General features: G+C 63.7%; 16 protein-coding genes. 6 read left to right on the top strand and 10 right to left on the bottom strand.

Features of this window, described 5'->3' with window-relative positions; genetic code table 11:
- Window positions 1–80: 80 nt before the first annotated feature.
- The 6 genes from trkA (at window position 81) to tsf (ending at window position 6,758) form a co-directional block, all read left to right on the top strand.
- Entirely contained in the window at window positions 81–1,457 is a 1,377-nt protein-coding gene (gene trkA, locus AC2TZ7_RS12710) for a Trk system potassium transporter TrkA (RefSeq protein WP_489864514.1), read from the top strand.
- Window positions 1,458–1,469: 12 nt separating this feature from the next.
- A complete protein-coding gene (locus AC2TZ7_RS12705; RefSeq protein ID WP_134332554.1) occupies window positions 1,470–2,993 on the top strand; it encodes a potassium transporter TrkG in 1,524 nt (507 codons plus the stop codon).
- 149 nt (window positions 2,994–3,142) lie between these two features.
- Complete coding sequence (gene hfq / locus AC2TZ7_RS12700) at window positions 3,143–3,376, top strand: RNA chaperone Hfq (RefSeq protein ID WP_489864513.1); 234 nt, start codon at window positions 3,143–3,145, stop codon at window positions 3,374–3,376.
- Window positions 3,377–3,409: 33 nt separating this feature from the next.
- Window positions 3,410–4,696, top strand: a complete 1,287-nt coding sequence (hflX, locus tag AC2TZ7_RS12695; RefSeq protein ID WP_489864512.1) for a GTPase HflX — start codon at window positions 3,410–3,412, stop codon at window positions 4,694–4,696.
- 339 nt (window positions 4,697–5,035) lie between these two features.
- Window positions 5,036–5,803: a 30S ribosomal protein S2 gene (rpsB, locus tag AC2TZ7_RS12690; protein ID WP_098410987.1), complete on the top strand. Its 768-nt coding sequence runs from the start codon at window positions 5,036–5,038 to the stop codon at window positions 5,801–5,803.
- Between the two features lie 73 nt (window positions 5,804–5,876).
- Window positions 5,877–6,758 carry a translation elongation factor Ts gene (gene tsf, locus AC2TZ7_RS12685; RefSeq protein WP_098410986.1) on the top strand — a complete coding sequence of 294 codons (882 nt, stop codon included), beginning with the start codon at window positions 5,877–5,879 and terminating at the stop codon, window positions 6,756–6,758.
- A gap of 86 nt (window positions 6,759–6,844) precedes the next feature.
- On the opposite strand, the gene AC2TZ7_RS12680 is transcribed toward tsf, so the two are convergent.
- The 10 genes from AC2TZ7_RS12680 to rpe all read right to left on the bottom strand — a co-directional run bounded on the left by AC2TZ7_RS12680 (window position 6,845) and on the right by rpe (window position 15,547).
- Window positions 6,845–7,612, bottom strand: a complete 768-nt coding sequence (locus AC2TZ7_RS12680; protein WP_489864511.1) for a helix-turn-helix transcriptional regulator — start codon at window positions 7,610–7,612, stop codon at window positions 6,845–6,847.
- Between the two features lie 138 nt (window positions 7,613–7,750).
- Window positions 7,751–9,502, bottom strand: a complete 1,752-nt coding sequence (locus tag AC2TZ7_RS12675) for a SulP family inorganic anion transporter (RefSeq protein ID WP_489864510.1) — start codon at window positions 9,500–9,502, stop codon at window positions 7,751–7,753.
- A gap of 24 nt (window positions 9,503–9,526) precedes the next feature.
- Entirely contained in the window at window positions 9,527–9,967 is a 441-nt protein-coding gene (locus AC2TZ7_RS12670) for a protein tyrosine phosphatase family protein (protein WP_489864509.1), read from the bottom strand.
- 69 nt (window positions 9,968–10,036) lie between these two features.
- Window positions 10,037–10,900, bottom strand: coding sequence for an MBL fold metallo-hydrolase (locus AC2TZ7_RS12665; protein ID WP_489866812.1), 864 nt, complete (start codon window positions 10,898–10,900; stop codon window positions 10,037–10,039).
- A gap of 48 nt (window positions 10,901–10,948) precedes the next feature.
- Window positions 10,949–11,650 carry an HAD family hydrolase gene (locus tag AC2TZ7_RS12660; RefSeq protein ID WP_489864508.1) on the bottom strand — a complete coding sequence of 234 codons (702 nt, stop codon included), beginning with the start codon at window positions 11,648–11,650 and terminating at the stop codon, window positions 10,949–10,951.
- Window positions 11,644–12,306 carry a phosphoglycolate phosphatase gene (locus AC2TZ7_RS12655; RefSeq protein ID WP_489864507.1) on the bottom strand — a complete coding sequence of 221 codons (663 nt, stop codon included), beginning with the start codon at window positions 12,304–12,306 and terminating at the stop codon, window positions 11,644–11,646. Before AC2TZ7_RS12655 ends, AC2TZ7_RS12660 begins: the two co-directional genes overlap by 7 nt.
- Window positions 12,303–12,857, bottom strand: coding sequence for a thioredoxin family protein (locus AC2TZ7_RS12650; protein ID WP_078520688.1), 555 nt, complete (start codon window positions 12,855–12,857; stop codon window positions 12,303–12,305). The genes AC2TZ7_RS12655 and AC2TZ7_RS12650 overlap by 4 nt, the downstream gene beginning before the upstream one ends.
- Before the next feature lie 8 nt (window positions 12,858–12,865).
- A complete protein-coding gene (locus tag AC2TZ7_RS12645) occupies window positions 12,866–13,822 on the bottom strand; it encodes an MBL fold metallo-hydrolase (RefSeq protein WP_489864506.1) in 957 nt (318 codons plus the stop codon).
- Window positions 13,823–13,824: 2 nt separating this feature from the next.
- Window positions 13,825–14,733, bottom strand: coding sequence for an MBL fold metallo-hydrolase (locus tag AC2TZ7_RS12640; RefSeq protein WP_489864505.1), 909 nt, complete (start codon window positions 14,731–14,733; stop codon window positions 13,825–13,827).
- Between the two features lie 112 nt (window positions 14,734–14,845).
- Window positions 14,846–15,547 carry a ribulose-phosphate 3-epimerase gene (rpe, locus tag AC2TZ7_RS12635; RefSeq protein WP_098410977.1) on the bottom strand — a complete coding sequence of 234 codons (702 nt, stop codon included), beginning with the start codon at window positions 15,545–15,547 and terminating at the stop codon, window positions 14,846–14,848.
- Window positions 15,548–15,549: the final 2 nt, after the last annotated feature.

Here is a 15,549-nt window from a genome sequence, read left to right as displayed (position 1 = left end):
GCGCCTTGCACGTTTGCTATTTGACCACCCCCTGCAACGCAGCCTAGATAGGGGCCAAGCGAGGCGCGGAGGCATTTGCCATGAAGGTCATCATCTGCGGTGCGGGTCAGGTCGGTTGGCAGATCGCGCGCCATCTGGCGGGCGAGCGCAACGACGTCACGGTGGTCGATTCCAATCCCGAACTGGTGCGGCGCGCGGCCGACACGCTCGACGTCCAGGGCGTGGTGGGCTTCGCCTCGCATCCGGACATTCTCGAGCAGGCCGGGGCGCGCGACTGCGATCTGATGATCGCCGCGACCCATTCCGACGAGGTCAACATGGTGACCTGTCAGGTCGCGATGTCGGTCTTCGGGATCACGCGCAAGATCGCCCGCATCCGGGCGCAGAGCTATCTGCAGCCGCAATATTCCGATCTCTACCGTCGCGATCACCTGCCGATCGACGTGATCATCTCGCCTGAGCGCGAGGTGGCCGAGGCCGCTCTGCGCCGCTTGGCGGCACCCTCGACCTTCGACACGGAAAGCTTCCTCGACGAGCAGCTGCAGCTTCTGGGGATCGAGCTGGACGCCGATTGCCCGGTGCTCGACACGCCGCTGCGTCAGCTGACCGATCTGTTCTCGACGCTGCGCGCGGTCGTGGTCGGCATTCGCCGCGAGGGGCGGCTGTTTGCGCCCGAGCCGGGCGATCAGCTGTTCGCGGGGGACCAGATCTATGTTTTCGCCCATGTCGAGGACGTGAACCGGACGCTCGATATCTTCGGCAAATCCACCCAGAAGCAGGAACGCATCGTCATCATCGGCGGCGGGAATGTGGGCCTCAGCGTGGCCAAGGCGCTCGAGGCGCGGACCGAGCGGGTGCGCGCCAAGATCATCGAACGCTCGCGCGGGCAGGCCGAGAAGGCCGCCGATGCGCTGGACCGGACCATCGTGCTCAACGGCGACGGGATGAGCTCGGAACTGCTGGAGGAGGCGAATATCGCCACCGCCGATGCGGTTCTGGCAATCACCGATGACGACAAGACCAACATCCTCGTCTCGGTGCGCGCCAAGCAGGCGGGCTGCCGGATGGCGATCTGTCTGATCAACGACCCCACGCTCGCGCCCTTGCTGAGTGCGCTCGATATCGACGCCTACATCAACCCGCGCGCGACCACCGTGTCCTCGATCCTGCGCCATATCCGGCATGGCCGGGTGCGCGCGATCTACTCGATCGGGGATGCCGAGGGCGAGGCGATCGAGGCGCAGGTCATGGGCACCTCGCCGATGTCGGGCAAGGCGGTGCGCGATGTCGATTTCCCCGAAGGCGTGCTGATCGGCGCGATCCGCAAGGGCCACAAGATCGTCAAACCCACCGGCAATACCCGCATCGAAGAAGGCGATATCGTGGTCCTGTTCGCGCTGACCTCCGATGTGCCCGAAGTGGAGCGCCTGTTGCAGGTCTCCATCGACTTCTTCTAAGGGCCGGTCCGCATGGAACGCATGATCAAGGCCTTGCCGCTGCCGATCCTCCTGATGGGAGTCTCGGCGCTGGCGATGTATGTGCCCGCGATCCATGCGCTTTTGACCCATCATCACCACACGGCGCGGGCGTTTTTCTACTCCGCCACGCTGTTTTTGTTCGCGACCGCGCTGATCGGCTTGGCCAACGGGTCGAACCCGCGGCCTGCGCGGGCAGGGCGGGCGAGCCTTCTGATCATGCTTGCCGCCTTCACGGTGCTGCCGTTGATGCTGGCGGTGCCGTTCTATATCGCGGTGCGCGACACCTCGTTCTTCAACAGCTGGTGGGAGATGGTCTCGGCCTTCACGACCACGGGCGGCACGCTCTACGAGCCCACCCGGCTGGTCGGGTCGGTCCATCTGTGGCGTGGGCTGGTCGCGTGGATGGGCGGGTTCTTCATCCTCGTGATGGCGATCGCGGTTCTCGCGCCGATGCGGCTTGGCGGCTTCGAGGTGTTCTTCTCGGGCGGCCCCTCGGGCGCGCCGGCCGCCGCGGCCCCGGCAGCCGATGGCGGGGCGGAGATGTCCGAGCGCATCGCCCATTACGCGGTGTCGCTCGCGCCGATCTATACCGGGCTGACGGTGCTGCTGTGGGTCTGCTTGCTGATGGCGGGGGACCGGTCGCTGACGGCGCTGATCCATGCGATGTCCACACTGTCGACCTCGGGGATTTCGCCGGTGGGCGGGATGGCCAATGCGCGGTCCGGAATGGCGGGCGAGATGGTGATCTTCGTCTTCTTCCTGCCCGCGCTGTCGCGCAGGCTCTGGCCGGGCGGGGGCGAGCTGCGCGCCTCGCCGAAGCTGATCGACGATCCCGAGCTGCGTCTGGCCGCGGCGCTGGTGATCCTCGTGCCGCTGTTTCTCTTCATCCGTCACTGGATCGCGGCGCTGGAAGTGCGCACGCCGGGCGATTTCGGCGCGATCTTCAAATCGATCTGGGGCTCGCTCTTCACCTCGCTGTCCTTCCTGACCACGACCGGCTTCGAATCGTCCGCGTGGCATGACGCGCGCGACTGGTCGGGTCTGGGCACGCCGGGTCTGATCCTCGCGGGGCTTGCGATCATCGGCGGCGGCGTCGCGACGACGGCAGGTGGCGTGCGGCTGCTGCGCGTCTATGCGCTTTTGCGCCACGGCGAGCGCGAACTCGACAAGCTGATCTACCCCAATTCCATCGCGGGCGGCGGCATGATGGCGCGCAGGTTGCGCCGGGAGGGCGCCTATATCAGCTGGATCGTGTTCATGCTGTTCGCGATCTCGATCGGCGGGGTGATGATGGCGGTCTCGCTGTTCGGCCTGTCTTTTGAGCCGGCGACGATCCTGACGATCGCGGCGCTGTCGAATACCGGTCCGCTGGCGGGGATCGCGGCGGATGTGCCGCTGAGCTGGGCCCATTTGAGCGAGCCCATCAAGGCTATATTCGCCTTCGCCATGGTGCTTGGGCGGCTCGAGACGCTGGCCATTATCGCGCTCTTCAACCCCGAGTTCTGGCGCTCCTGAAACCCGGATTTGATACGCAAATTCTGGCTCAGGGCCTAACAAACTGTTTTTTGGGCTGGAATCTCCCGCTGTGCACTGCATACTTGACTCAACTGGGTGTCTTTGACGCAGACGCCCGGACGCGAGACACGAACAAGGGCAAGAACAATATGGCTGGCGATAAACAGAACCTGCAGGACGCATTCCTCAATCACGTTCGCAAAACGAAGGTTCCGGTCACGATATTCCTGATCAACGGGGTGAAGCTGCAAGGCGTCATCACTTGGTTTGACAACTTCTGCGTGCTTCTGCGCCGCGATGGGCAATCTCAGCTTGTCTACAAGCACGCGATCTCGACGATCATGCCGGGACAGCCTATTTCGCTTTACGAAGGCGACGAATAAGCGTCGCGGCACGCGGCTTTAGCGATACATATCTTGAGCGAAACGACCTCTACCGAGACGCCCGACACGCGGGCCTACGTGATCCATCCCGACATTCCGTCGCGAGAGGGCCAACGGCACTTGCCCCAATTCGCGCTGTCCGAAGCGGTCTCGCTGGCCGCCGCCCTGCCGCATCTGGAGGTCGTGGGCGAGGAGATCGTGAAGCTGCGCAAGCCCGAGCCGGGCAAGCTGTTCGGTCAGGGCAAGCTCGCCGAGATCAAGGCGCGGCTGGAGGCGAACGAGATCGACCTCGTCTTCATCGACGGGCCGGTGACGCCCGTGCAGCAGCGTAACCTCGAGAAGGAATGGGGGGTGAAGCTCCTCGACCGGACCGGGCTGATCCTCGAGATCTTCGCCGACCGTGCACGCACCCGGGAAGGTGTGTTGCAGGTGGAGCTGGCCGCGCTCAGCTATCAGCGCACGCGGCTGGTGCGCGCCTGGACCCACCTCGAGCGTCAGCGGGGCGGGCTCGGCTTCGTCGGCGGCCCCGGCGAGACCCAGATCGAGGCCGACCGCCGTGCCATCGACGAGCAGATCGTGCGCCTGCGCCGCCAGCTTGCGAAGGTCGTGAAGACCCGCGAGCTGCACCGCGCCGCGCGCCGCAAGGTGCCGTTCCCGATCGTGGCGCTGGTGGGCTATACCAACGCCGGGAAATCCACGCTGTTCAACCGCGTGACCGGGGCGGAAGTGCTGGCGAAAGATATGCTGTTCGCCACGCTCGACCCGACGATGCGCGGGCTGGAACTGCCTACCGGGCGCAAGGTGATCCTGTCCGACACGGTGGGCTTCATCTCGGACCTGCCGACGCAGCTTGTGGCGGCCTTCCGCGCGACGCTGGAAGAGGTGCTCGAAGCCGATCTGATCTTGCATGTCCGCGACATCTCGCATCCCGAGACCGAAGAGCAGGCGGAGGATGTGAACGACATTCTCGCCAAGCTCGGCGTGGCCAAGGAAGTGCCGCTGATCGAAGTCTGGAACAAGATGGACGCCGTCCCGCCCGATCAGCGCCGCGCGCTGATGGTGCAGGAGGCGCGCGAGCCCGATCTGCAGGCGATCTCGGCGCTGACCGGGGACGGGCTCGACGCGCTTCTGACGGCGATCGACGAGAAGCTCTCGGAAGAACGCTACCACGAGGAAATCACGCTCCGCTTTGCGGATGGGCGCAAGCGCGCCTGGCTGCACGAGCAGAACGTGATCCGCGGCGAGACCCAGACCGAAGAGGGTTGGAGTTTCGAGGTCGAATGGACCGGCAGCCAGCGCAACCGGTTCCGGGCGCTGTAGGCTGGGTCGACCGGGGCAGGGGCGTTGCCCCTCTTCGCTGACTTCGCCGGCCCTCCGCTTACGCGTCGGGCGTTCGGCGGGCGTCCTTCCACAGGAAGGCCGCTGAGTCCGCCTCACCCCCGGGATATTTTTGCCACGCCGAAGCTGGCGCGCGCGCCTTGGTTTTCCCGGGGACGCCCGTGACCGGTAGGGGTTGCCAAGCCCGCGCGATGGGTCTATATCGCGCGCACTTCACAGGCGGAGGCGGGCCGATGGGGGGAGACATCCTCAAAGGTCCACCGGTTGGGGCATCTGCCCTGAGACCCTCCGCTCAGGCGCAAACCGGAAAAGGAATTGGACATGGCGCTTCCTGAATTCTCCCTGCGTCAGCTCTTGGAAGCTGGCGTTCACTTTGGCCACCAGACGCAGCGTTGGAACCCCCGTATGGGTCAGTACATCTATGGCGAGCGTAACGGCATCCACATCATCGATCTGACGCAGACCGTTCCGATGCTCGACCAGGCTCTGCAGGTCATCCGCGACACCGTTGCGAAAAACGGCCGCGTTCTCTTCGTCGGCACCAAGCGTCAGGCAGCTCGCCCGATCGCTGAAGCCGCTGAGAAATGCGCACAGTATTATATGAACCACCGCTGGCTCGGCGGCACGCTGACCAACTGGAAGACCGTCTCCCAGTCGATCAAACGTCTCAACGAGATCGACGAGAAGCTCGAGCAGGGCGCTGAAGGCCTGACCAAGAAAGAGCGTCTCGGCATGGAGCGTGACCAGGCGAAGCTTCAGGCGTCGCTCGGTGGTATCCGCGAAATGGGCGGTCTGCCGGACCTCCTGTTCGTGATCGACGTGAACAAGGAAGACCTCGCCATCGCGGAAGCCAAGAAGCTCGGCATCCCGGTCGTGGCCGTGGTCGACACCAACTGCCCGCCGAACGGCGTGGATTACGTGATCCCGGGCAACGATGACGCGGCGCGCGCCATCGCGCTCTATTGCGACCTCGCTTCGCGCGCAGCTCTCGACGGCATGTCGGCCCAGATGGGCGCGGCGGGCGTCGATGTCGGTGCCCTCACCGAGACCCCGGTCGAAGAGGCGCTGGCCGAGGCCGAGGCCGAGTAAGCCACGACCGTCACCCAGATGACATGAGGGCGGGGTATCCCGCCCTCGCAGAGTTCTTGAAGGAGATCCGACCATGGCGATTACCGCCGCTCAGGTGAAGGAACTGCGCGAAGCAACCGGCGCAGGCATGATGGACGCGAAAAAAGCGCTGACCGAGACCGATGGCGACATGGACGCCGCCGTTGACTGGCTGCGCACCAAGGGCCTCGCGAAAGCCGCGAAGAAATCCGGCCGCGTCGCGGCTGAAGGTCTCGTCGCTGTCGCCGTGAACAACGGCAAGGGCGTCGCGATCGAGATGAACTCGGAAACCGACTTCGTCGCGAAGAACGCCGATTTCCAGAAGCTCGTCTCCGACATCGCGGAAGTCGCGCTGGAAACCGGTGAAGATGTCGAGGTCGTCAAGACCGCCCATCTCAACGGCAAGAAGGTCGAAGACGTGATCACCGATGCCATCGCGCGTATCGGCGAGAACATGAACCTGCGCCGCATGCACATCCTCGAAGGCGACACGCTGGTGCATTACGTGCACAACGCCGCCGCCGAAGGCATGGGCAAGATCGGTGTGCTCGTCGCGCTGAACGGCGCCGACAACGGCATCGGCAAGCAGATCGCGATGCATATCGCCGCGACCAACCCGGCCGCGCTGTCGGAAGCCGATCTCGACCCCTCGGTCCTCGAGAAGGAAAAGCAGGTTCAGATCGACATCGCACGTGAATCGGGCAAGCCCGAGCAGGTGATCGAGAAGATGATCGAAGGCCGCATGAAGAAATTCACCGCGGAAGTCACGCTGCTGAACCAGCAATTCGTCGTCAACCCCGACCTCACCGTCGGTCAGGCTGCGAAAGAAGCTGGCGTCGAAATCACCGGCTTCGTCCGGATGGAAGTCGGCGAAGGCATCGAGAAGAAAGAAGAAGATTTCGCCGCCGAAGTGGCGAAGACCGCAGCTGGCAACTAAGCCCGCGCCTCTTCTTTGAAATCGGAAAACGCCGCCCTGATCGGGGCGGCGTTTTTCTTTTGCGGGTAGGCTGTTGCGCGGCGACGTTAACGCGCGGCCGCGGCATGCGAGGCGTTGAGGAAAATCTGCTTCTGAACCGAGGCTTTCATCACCGCCTGAGCGGTGGTGTCGACATCGAGCGCTTCGCGCGCGAGCCGAAGGTGCTTTTCCACCGTCGACGGCGTCAGCCCCATGATGATCGCGATATCGGCGGTCGTCTTCCCCTCGGCCACCCATTCGAGCACTTCGCGCTGCCGATCCGTCAGCGGACGGCGCCCGGTGGAATAGGGCATGGTGGAGATGCGCAGATGCACGAGGCTGTTCATCGCCATCAGCTCTCGTTCGTTCTCGCGCCAGATCCGGTCCACCTCGTCCTGGCTCAATCCCGGTCGACCCACGATTCCAATCGCGCCGCGCGCGTAGGAGAGCGGGTCGGAGAAGCCGATCGAATAGCCCGCGATGATGCCGAAACGGCGGTTGAGTTCGATCACCTCGATCTCGCCCGGGGTCAACTCGCCCCGCATCGCGCGATCCGCGACCACGCGCCACGAGCACGCGCCGTCATTCTCCGCAGTCCATTGGACCATCGGCGCGTGGCGGTATTTCGCCTCGCCGATGAAGATGTCGAGATATTCCTTTGCGTGGTTCGAAAGGATCAACAAATCGTCTTCGTGGCCAAAATTGTTTCCCTTACGGAAACTCGTGAATCCGTAGATCAAACGGTCGAACCCAAATCGTTCCATTTCGTGGCAATGACGCGTCCAGATCTCTTGAACGGATTTCGCGCGTAAGACTGCCTCGCAAAAGGATAACATCGCGTTTCACCTCACAATTCGGTAGGTCGCGTAGCTCGTTACTACTATTCCGGCGCACAACTACCCCGCGCCGGAAAATCTATCCGAATGTCTTATTTTTCGGGCGTCATGGCAACCCGCGTGGAGTGCAGAAATTCCTTAGCGATGGGTCTCGATGCGGGTCTCATGCGCACAGCCCTGAGTGGTCTCGGGGGCAAGCGTCGCGAGCGCGTCGTAATGGGTGAGGTAGATCTGCCCGGTCAGATGGGTGATCAGGTCCGAACGCGTGAGCCGGTCCATCACCGGGCCCTTCACTTCGGACAGGTGCAGCCGCACGCCCGCATCGTTGAGCTGGTCGTTCACCTCTTCCAGCGCCTCGAGCGCGGACATGTCGATGTGGTTGATCGCGGGGCAGTTCAGCACGACATGCTTGATCGACTCGTCGCTGGCGATGCGGTCGTAGATCATCTCCTCGACGAAGCGGGCATTCGGGAACCACAGGCTCTCGTCGATGCGCAGGCTGAGGACGCCCGGCGCGCAGCTGACGCGGTGGCGCTGGATGTTGCGGAAATGCTCGGTGCCGGGAACCTGACCCAGCTCGGCCACATGCGGGCGCGAGCTGGCCCACAACCGCAGCGCGATCGAGAGGATGACCCCGAAAGCGATGCCGTCCTCGACGCCCCAGATCAGCGTGACCAGCACGGTCAGCGCCATGCCGACGCCTTCGCGAGGTGCGTATTTGAACGTGCGCTTGAGCGCTTTGGTATCGACCAGCGTCAGCACCGAGACGAAGATCGTGGCCGCGAGCGTTGCTTGCGGCAGGTAATAGAGGGCCGGGGTCAGGGTGAAGGTCGCAAGCGCCACGCCGATCGCGGTGAAGGCCCCGGCGGCGGGCGTTGTGGCGCCGGCCTCGAAACTCACGACGGAGCGCGCGAAGCCGCCCGTGACCGGGAAAGCGCCCGAGATCGCGGAGCCGATGGAGGCGCCGCCAAGGGCGATGAATTCCTGATCCGGATCGATGCGCTGGCGTTTCTTCGCGGCCAGCGTCTGGGCGACGGAGATCGTCTCGACATAGCCGATGATCGCGATCAGCAGCGCGGGGACGAAAAGCTCTTTCCAAAGCGCGAGATCGGCGGGCGGAAGGCTCGGCGTCGGGAAGCCCAGCGGCACGGTGCCGACGACGCGGACGCCGCGCCCCTCCAGCCCGAAGAGCCAGGTGATTAGGATGGTCGCCGCCACGGCATAAACGGGGGCCGCGCGGGTCAGGATCGCCGCCAATCGCTCGGACAGTCCCGCTTTCAGCAGGCGCGGTTTCAACCCGCGCCGCGCCCAGAACAGGAAGACCAGCGACAGGATCGAGATGACGACCGTGTAGGCGTTGGTCTGGCCGAGATGCGCCCAAAGGCCGCCGAGAATGTCGAAGATCCCGCCGCTTTCGCCTTGGATGCCGAAGAAATGCTTCATCTGGCCCGCGGCGATCAGGATGCCGACGGCGGAGGTGAAGCCCGAGAGCACCGGATGGCTGAGGAAGGCCGTGATGAAGCCCATCCGCAGGAAGCCCATGATCACCAGCATCACGCCCGACAGGAAGGCCAGTGCCACGGCGGCGGCGATATATTCGGGCGTGCCTTGCGCCGCAACCTTGCCCACCGCGGCTGCCGTCATCAAGGAGATCACCGCGACCGGCCCCACGGCCAGAGGTCGCGAGGTGCCGAAGACCGCGTAGATCAAGAGCGGCAGCACCGAGGCATAAAGCCCGTATTCCGGTGGCATGCCAGCGAGCAGCGAATAGGCCAGCGATTGCGGGATCAGCATGATCGTCACAATCACAGCCGCGATCAGGTCGGCCTCGAAGGTCGGGCGATCGTAGTCGCGCCCCCAGCTGAGGATCGGCAGGTAGCGTTTGAGCATCTCGGTCTTCGGATTAGGCGCGGATCAAACCTTGCCGCGGCGCGTGGCGTAGAATTTCAGCACCGGCATCAGCGAGGAATGGTCATAGCCCGCATTGGCCGCAGCCTCGATGATCTTGTCGAGATCCATCCGACCCGCTTGGCTCATGCCCCAGAGATGCGACGAGCGCGTGCCCGAGCGGCAATAGCCGAAGGCGGGCTTCGGCGCGGTGTTCATGATCGCCTCGTAATCGTGGACCAGATCGAAGGTCATCTCGCCGGGGTAATAGGGCAGGTAATGATAGTTCAGCCCGTATTGCGCACAGAGCTTCGCGATATTGGTCGACAGATATTTGTCGTCCTCGACCTCTTCGTCGGGGCGGTTCGTGATCAGCGTGCGAAAGCCCATCTCGGCGAGCTTGGCGACGTCTTCGGGCTCGATCTGCGGGGAGACGGAGAAATCGTCGGAAAGTTTGCGCGGTTCCATATTGGTCCTGTTGTCCTGCCTGTAGGGGAGAGAAGGGCGGGTCTAGCCCGCCCCTTTAGGTTTGTCTGTTCAGAGCCCGTTCACCGGGACCTTGAGATAGGTCTTGCCCTCGTCATCGGCGGGCGGCATCTGGCCTGCGCGCATGTTCACCTGCAGCGAGGGGATGATCAGCTTCGGCATCGCCAGCGTCGCGTCGCGCTCGGTGCGCATCTTGACGAATTCGGCCTCGGACTTGCCGCCGCCGATATGGATGTTGCGGGCCTTTTCCTCGGCGACACTGGTTTCCCACGCATATTCGTCGCGGCCCGGGGCCTTGTAGTCGTGGCCCACGAAGATGCGGGTCTCGTCGGGCAGCGTGAGGATCTTCTGGATCGAGGAATAGAGCGTTTCCGCCGATCCCCCGGGGAAGTCGCAGCGCGCCGTGCCGAAATCGGGCATGAAGAGCGTATCGCCCACGAAGGCCGCATCGCCGATCACGTAGGTGAGGCAAGCGGGCGTGTGGCCCGGCGTGTGCAGAACGCGGCCCTCGAGCGCGCCCACGGTGAACGTGTCGCCTTCCTTGAAGAGCTTGTCGAACTGCGAGCCGTCGCGCTGGAATTCGGTGCCTTCGTTGAAGATCTTGCCGAACGTGTCCTGCACGACCTGGATGCGGTCGCCGATACCGATCTTGCCGCCGACGCGCTCCTGGATATAGGGCGCGGCGGAAAGGTGGTCGGCATGGACGTGGCTCTCGAGGATCCATTCCACCTCAAGACCGTGCTCTTGCACATAGGCGATGACCTCGTCGGCGGATTTGGTATCCGTCCGGCCCGAGGAATAGTCGAAATCGAGCACGCTATCGACGATGGCGCAGGATTTGCTGCCCGGATCTTTCACCACGTAAGAGACGGTGAAGGTCGCGGTGTCGAAAAACGCTTTAACGTCAGGTTTGATCATGGTGGCCTCCGTTAACCTGCCCAGCAGATATAGCCGGGGATAATCTTATGAAATTGCGGCACTCTGTCCCAGCCCTCTCGTGATCTCGGGCGGTAAGGGATGCGAGAGGTCGGGAAGAACCCACTCCGCGCTCGAGAAATCGCCCCCGTCGGTATAGGCCGAAGGGGTCACCAAGACGCGCAGCCCGGCCCCTTGCGCCGATTGTAGCCCCATTTCGCTATCCTCGAAAGCGATGCAGGTCTCGGGCGGCAGATGCAACCGGTTCAGCGCCAGCTCGAACACGTCCGGCGCGGGTTTCTTGGTCTCCACCTCGTCTCCGGCTGCAATCGCGTCGAACAGGTGATCGGGATCGGCGCCCAGCGTCGCGCGGATCAGCGCATCGACATTGGGCCGGTTCGTGGTGGTGGCGATGGCGAGCTTCATTCCCGCGTCGCGCGCATTGGCGATCAGCCGCGCCACGCCGGGGCGCAGCGGCACCTCGCCGTCAGTGATGATCTCGACATAACGCCGGGTCTTGATCTTGTGCAGATCGGCGATTTCGTCGTCAGAGGGGCCGAAGCCCATGACCTCGCGGTGGCGCGCCATGCGTTCCTTGCCGCCGGTGGTCTTCAGGAGTTCGCGGTACGTTTCCTGCGACCAGTTCCAGTCGACGCCACGCGCCGCGAAGGTCTCGTTGAAGGCGCGGCGATGCGCTTCTTCGGTCTCGGCCAGCGTGCCGTCGACGTCGAAGATCAGCGCGCCTACCATTTCCAGCCCTCCACCAGACCGGGCAGCATCGCCCAATCCGAGAAGGCCACGTCATGGGGCACTTCGGTCAGCGGCGTCTTGCGATAGCCCTCGGAATAGATCGCGAAGGGGGCCTGCGCGTTCACCGCCGTCTCCGCATCGACCTCCGAGTCGCCGACATAGATCATCGCGCCGCCGCCAAGTGCCTGATGGCAATGGTGCAGCATCTGCGGCTCGGGCTTGCGGGTGGGCATGGAATCCCCGCCCAGCGTCAGCTCGAAATACTCCCAGAGGCCGACATGGCGCAAAGCGGCCTCGGCGGGCGCGAAGGGCTTGTTGGTGCACACGGCCATCCGGCAGCCCATCTCCTGGAGCGTGTCGAGCGCGGCGATCACGTTCGGATAGGGCACGTTGCCCTCCACGTCCGTCTCGTAGCGTGCGATCAGGGCGTGCTCCACGCGGGCGAAAAGCGGCCCGTCCGGGTCTTCGCCCGAGGTGATGAGGAGTTGGCGCACGAGATTGGGCACGCCCTTGCCGACGAAGCTGCGGATCATCGGCAGCGAGAGCGGCCCGAAGCCCATCTCGCTCAGCACGGCATTCGAGACGGCATGGATCGCGGGCACGGAGTCGATCAGCGTCCCGTCGAGGTCGAAGATGACGGAAGGGGCGTCGCTCATGCGGCTTTCCACTTGATCGAGCAGCCCATCGACGGGATCTGATCGCGCGGGCCCTCGCCGGTTTCGACGACCATCATCATGCCCTCGTACAGCTCGCGCTTGGCATCTGCCGAAGCGGCCTGCTTGGTCGAGGCATCGAGACGCCCGCGATATTGCAGCCCGTCCTCGGCGTTGAAGCCGAAGAAATCGGGGGTGCAGGCGGCGCCGTAAGCCTTCGCCACCGCCTGGCTTTCGTCATAGAGATAGGGGAAGGGGAAGCCCTTCTCCTCGGCCAGCTTGGCCATGTTCTCGAAACTGTCCTCGGGGTAGTCGTCGACATCGTTGGCCGAGATCGCCACGACCCCGATCCCCGCCTTCTGCAACTCCGCCGCATCGCGCAGGATGCGGTCGAGGATCGACTGGACATAGGGGCAATGGTTGCAGATGAACATCACGAGCGTGCCCTTGGGGCCACGGATGTCGTCAAAGCTGTATTGCTTGCCATCGGTGCCGGGCAGGGTGAAGCCCGGAGCCTTCCAGCCGAAATCGCAGACGGGGGGTGTGACGGCCATGAGACCTCCTATTCGAATTCCATTTCCTCGTAGACGACGCCCGCGTTTTTCGTCGCCAGTTCCTCGAACGTGTCGAGGTTTTTGTAGGGGCTCTGATCCACGTAGTAGGCCTCGGTCAGATCGCCACCATTGTCGATATGCTCACCGATCTTGCCGCGCAGATATTTCAGGTAGCCCGTCGTGCCGCGCGTGACCTTGTCGAGATTGGTCGGGTGTCCGTGGCCGGGGATGATGAAGGCAGGCTCCAGCGGCGCGAATTTGGTCTCGAAGGTCTCGATCCAGCAGCTCGTGCAGGTGCCCGAGAAGATCGGCGGCATCCGTTCGGAAAAGGCGATATCGCCCGCGATCATGAACTTCTGCTCGGGCAGCCAGACCTGCGTATCGCCGGGGCTGTGCGCGGGGCCGAGATGCATCACTTCGATGGTCATGTCGCCCATCTCGATGACGCGTTTGTCCTCGAAGGTCTCGGTAGGCAGTTTCGGATCGGTGCCTTCGGCGGTCTCCTTGCCGTAATTTTTCAGCGCCTCGAAAGCGCCGCCCGCGTCATGCTCGAACTCGGCCGCCGCATCGACATGGGCGAGCACCGGCACACCCTGTTCGATCCAGTAATTATTGCCGAGCATCGCGTGGCCCTGACCGTTCTCGTTGATCACCAGTTTCACCGGTTGATCGGTCACCGCCTTGATCTCGTCATGCAGTGCCTTGGCGAGCTGATAGGACGCGCCGGAATTCACAACGACCACGCCATCGCCGGTAACGATGAAGCTGAGATTGTTGTTATGGCCCGAATTCTCATAGGTCGGCGGCGCGGTCGCGCCGATCGAGGTCCAGACGCCGGGGATCACCTCATAGGGCTTCGAATAGAGCACGGAGCCGGGATACATGTCCGGCACGTCCTCCGAGGCGAGCGCGGGACTCACATGAAGAATCGCCGCCAAGGCGCTGGTCAGGATGAGTTTTTTCATACTCAGACCTCCGCGACGTAACGATAGGCGTCGCCGTCGCGCTCGACCCGGCCCAGACCGCCTTCGGGCAGGTGATAGCCGATGATCGGCAGATTGTCGGTCGCGAGCTGATCCAGCAGCGCCACGCGCGTCGTTGCACCCAGCTCCGGGTTCTGATCCGAGCCCGCCTCCATGCCCGGCGCCGCGAAGGCGAGGTAGTGGTTCACGATCGCATCGCCGATGATGAAGGCCTGCGTGTTGCCGTTCTTGACGTGGAAGGACATGTGACCGGGCGTATGGCCGGGGGTCATCTGCGCCATGATGCCGGGCAGGATTTCCTCGCCATCTCCGAAGGTTGCGATCTGATCTTCAAGGATTTCGAGGCGCCGCAGCGCGCCCGCCGCGAAGGTCTTGCGACCGTCGTCGATCGTGTCGAGCGTCTCGGGATTGCGCCAGTACTCGAACTCGGCTTTGCCCATCATGTGCTGCGCATTGTAGAACAGCGGATCGTCGAAATCGTCGAGCACGCCCCAGAGGTGATCGGGGTGGCCGTGGGTGAAGACGATATGGGTCACGTCATCGGGCGCGACCTCGAGCGCATCCATCGCCTCCATCAGCTTGCCCGCGGTCGGCATGAAGTCATTGCCCGAGCCCACGTCGAACAGCACCGTGTTGGTGCCGTCGCGATAAAGCGTGACGTTGCAGGGCGGCTCGACCGCGTCGCCGGTGATGCCGTAGCTCTCGAGGATCGGCTTGGCGTCGGGGTTGTCGCTCACGAAGCTGAGCGGCAGGACGAGATTGCCATCAGACAGCGTGTCGAGCCGGGCCGACCCCATCTCGAGGGTCTGGGCAGCGAAGCTGAGCCGGGGAAGGGCGGTCATGGCGCCCATCGCCAGCCCTCCGCGCAGAATGGTGCGTCGCGTGAAAGTCATGCCAGTCCTCCCTTACTGGTATTCAATTCCACGAATATGACTGAGAGGTCGCCGCAGGGCAAGCGGTCAGATCACGGTTTTGCGACCGCGTCGCCCTGCGCCGATCCGGCCATCATTGCGCCGCTTTGAGAGCGCCCTGTGCCGCCTCGCGGATCGCGCGCATATTCGCGCCATAGACCTCGGGTTTGTCGACCGAACCGCCCTTGAAGACGGCCGAGCCAGCGACGAAGCAATCCGCGCCGGCCTCGACCAGCGGGCCGACCGTGGTCGGATCGACGCCGCCATCCACCTGAATGTGAATATCCCGATCACCAATCATTTCGCGGACTTGGCGCACCTTGTTGATGCTGGAGGGAATGAATTTCTGACCGCCGAAGCCGGGGTTCACGCTCATCACCAGAACCATATCGACGAGGTCGAGCAGTTCCGAGATCACGTTGGCGGGCGTGCCGGGGTTCAGCGAGATGCCGCATTTCACGCCCTGCGCCTTGATCGCCTGCAGCGTGCGGTGCGGGTGCGGGCCAGCCTCCCAATGCGCGACGATCATATCGGCGCCAGCCTCGGCATAGGCCTCGATGTAGGGGTCGACCGGCGCGATCATCAGGTGGACGTCCATGAAGGTCTTCACATGCGGTCGGAACGCTTTCACGGCGGGCGGGCCGAAGGTGAGGTTGGGCACGAAATGCCCATCCATCACGTCGATATGGACCCAATCGGCCCCCTGATCTTCGATGGCGCGGATCTCGGCGCCGAAATTGGCGAAATCGGCCGACAGGATCGAGGGCGCGATCTTGATGGAACGGTCAAAGCTCATGG

This window comes from Thioclava sp. ISO4, from assembly GCF_058105145.1.
Note: the sequence above shows the minus strand (reverse complement) of the source record. Positions and strands in the feature narration are given on the sequence as shown.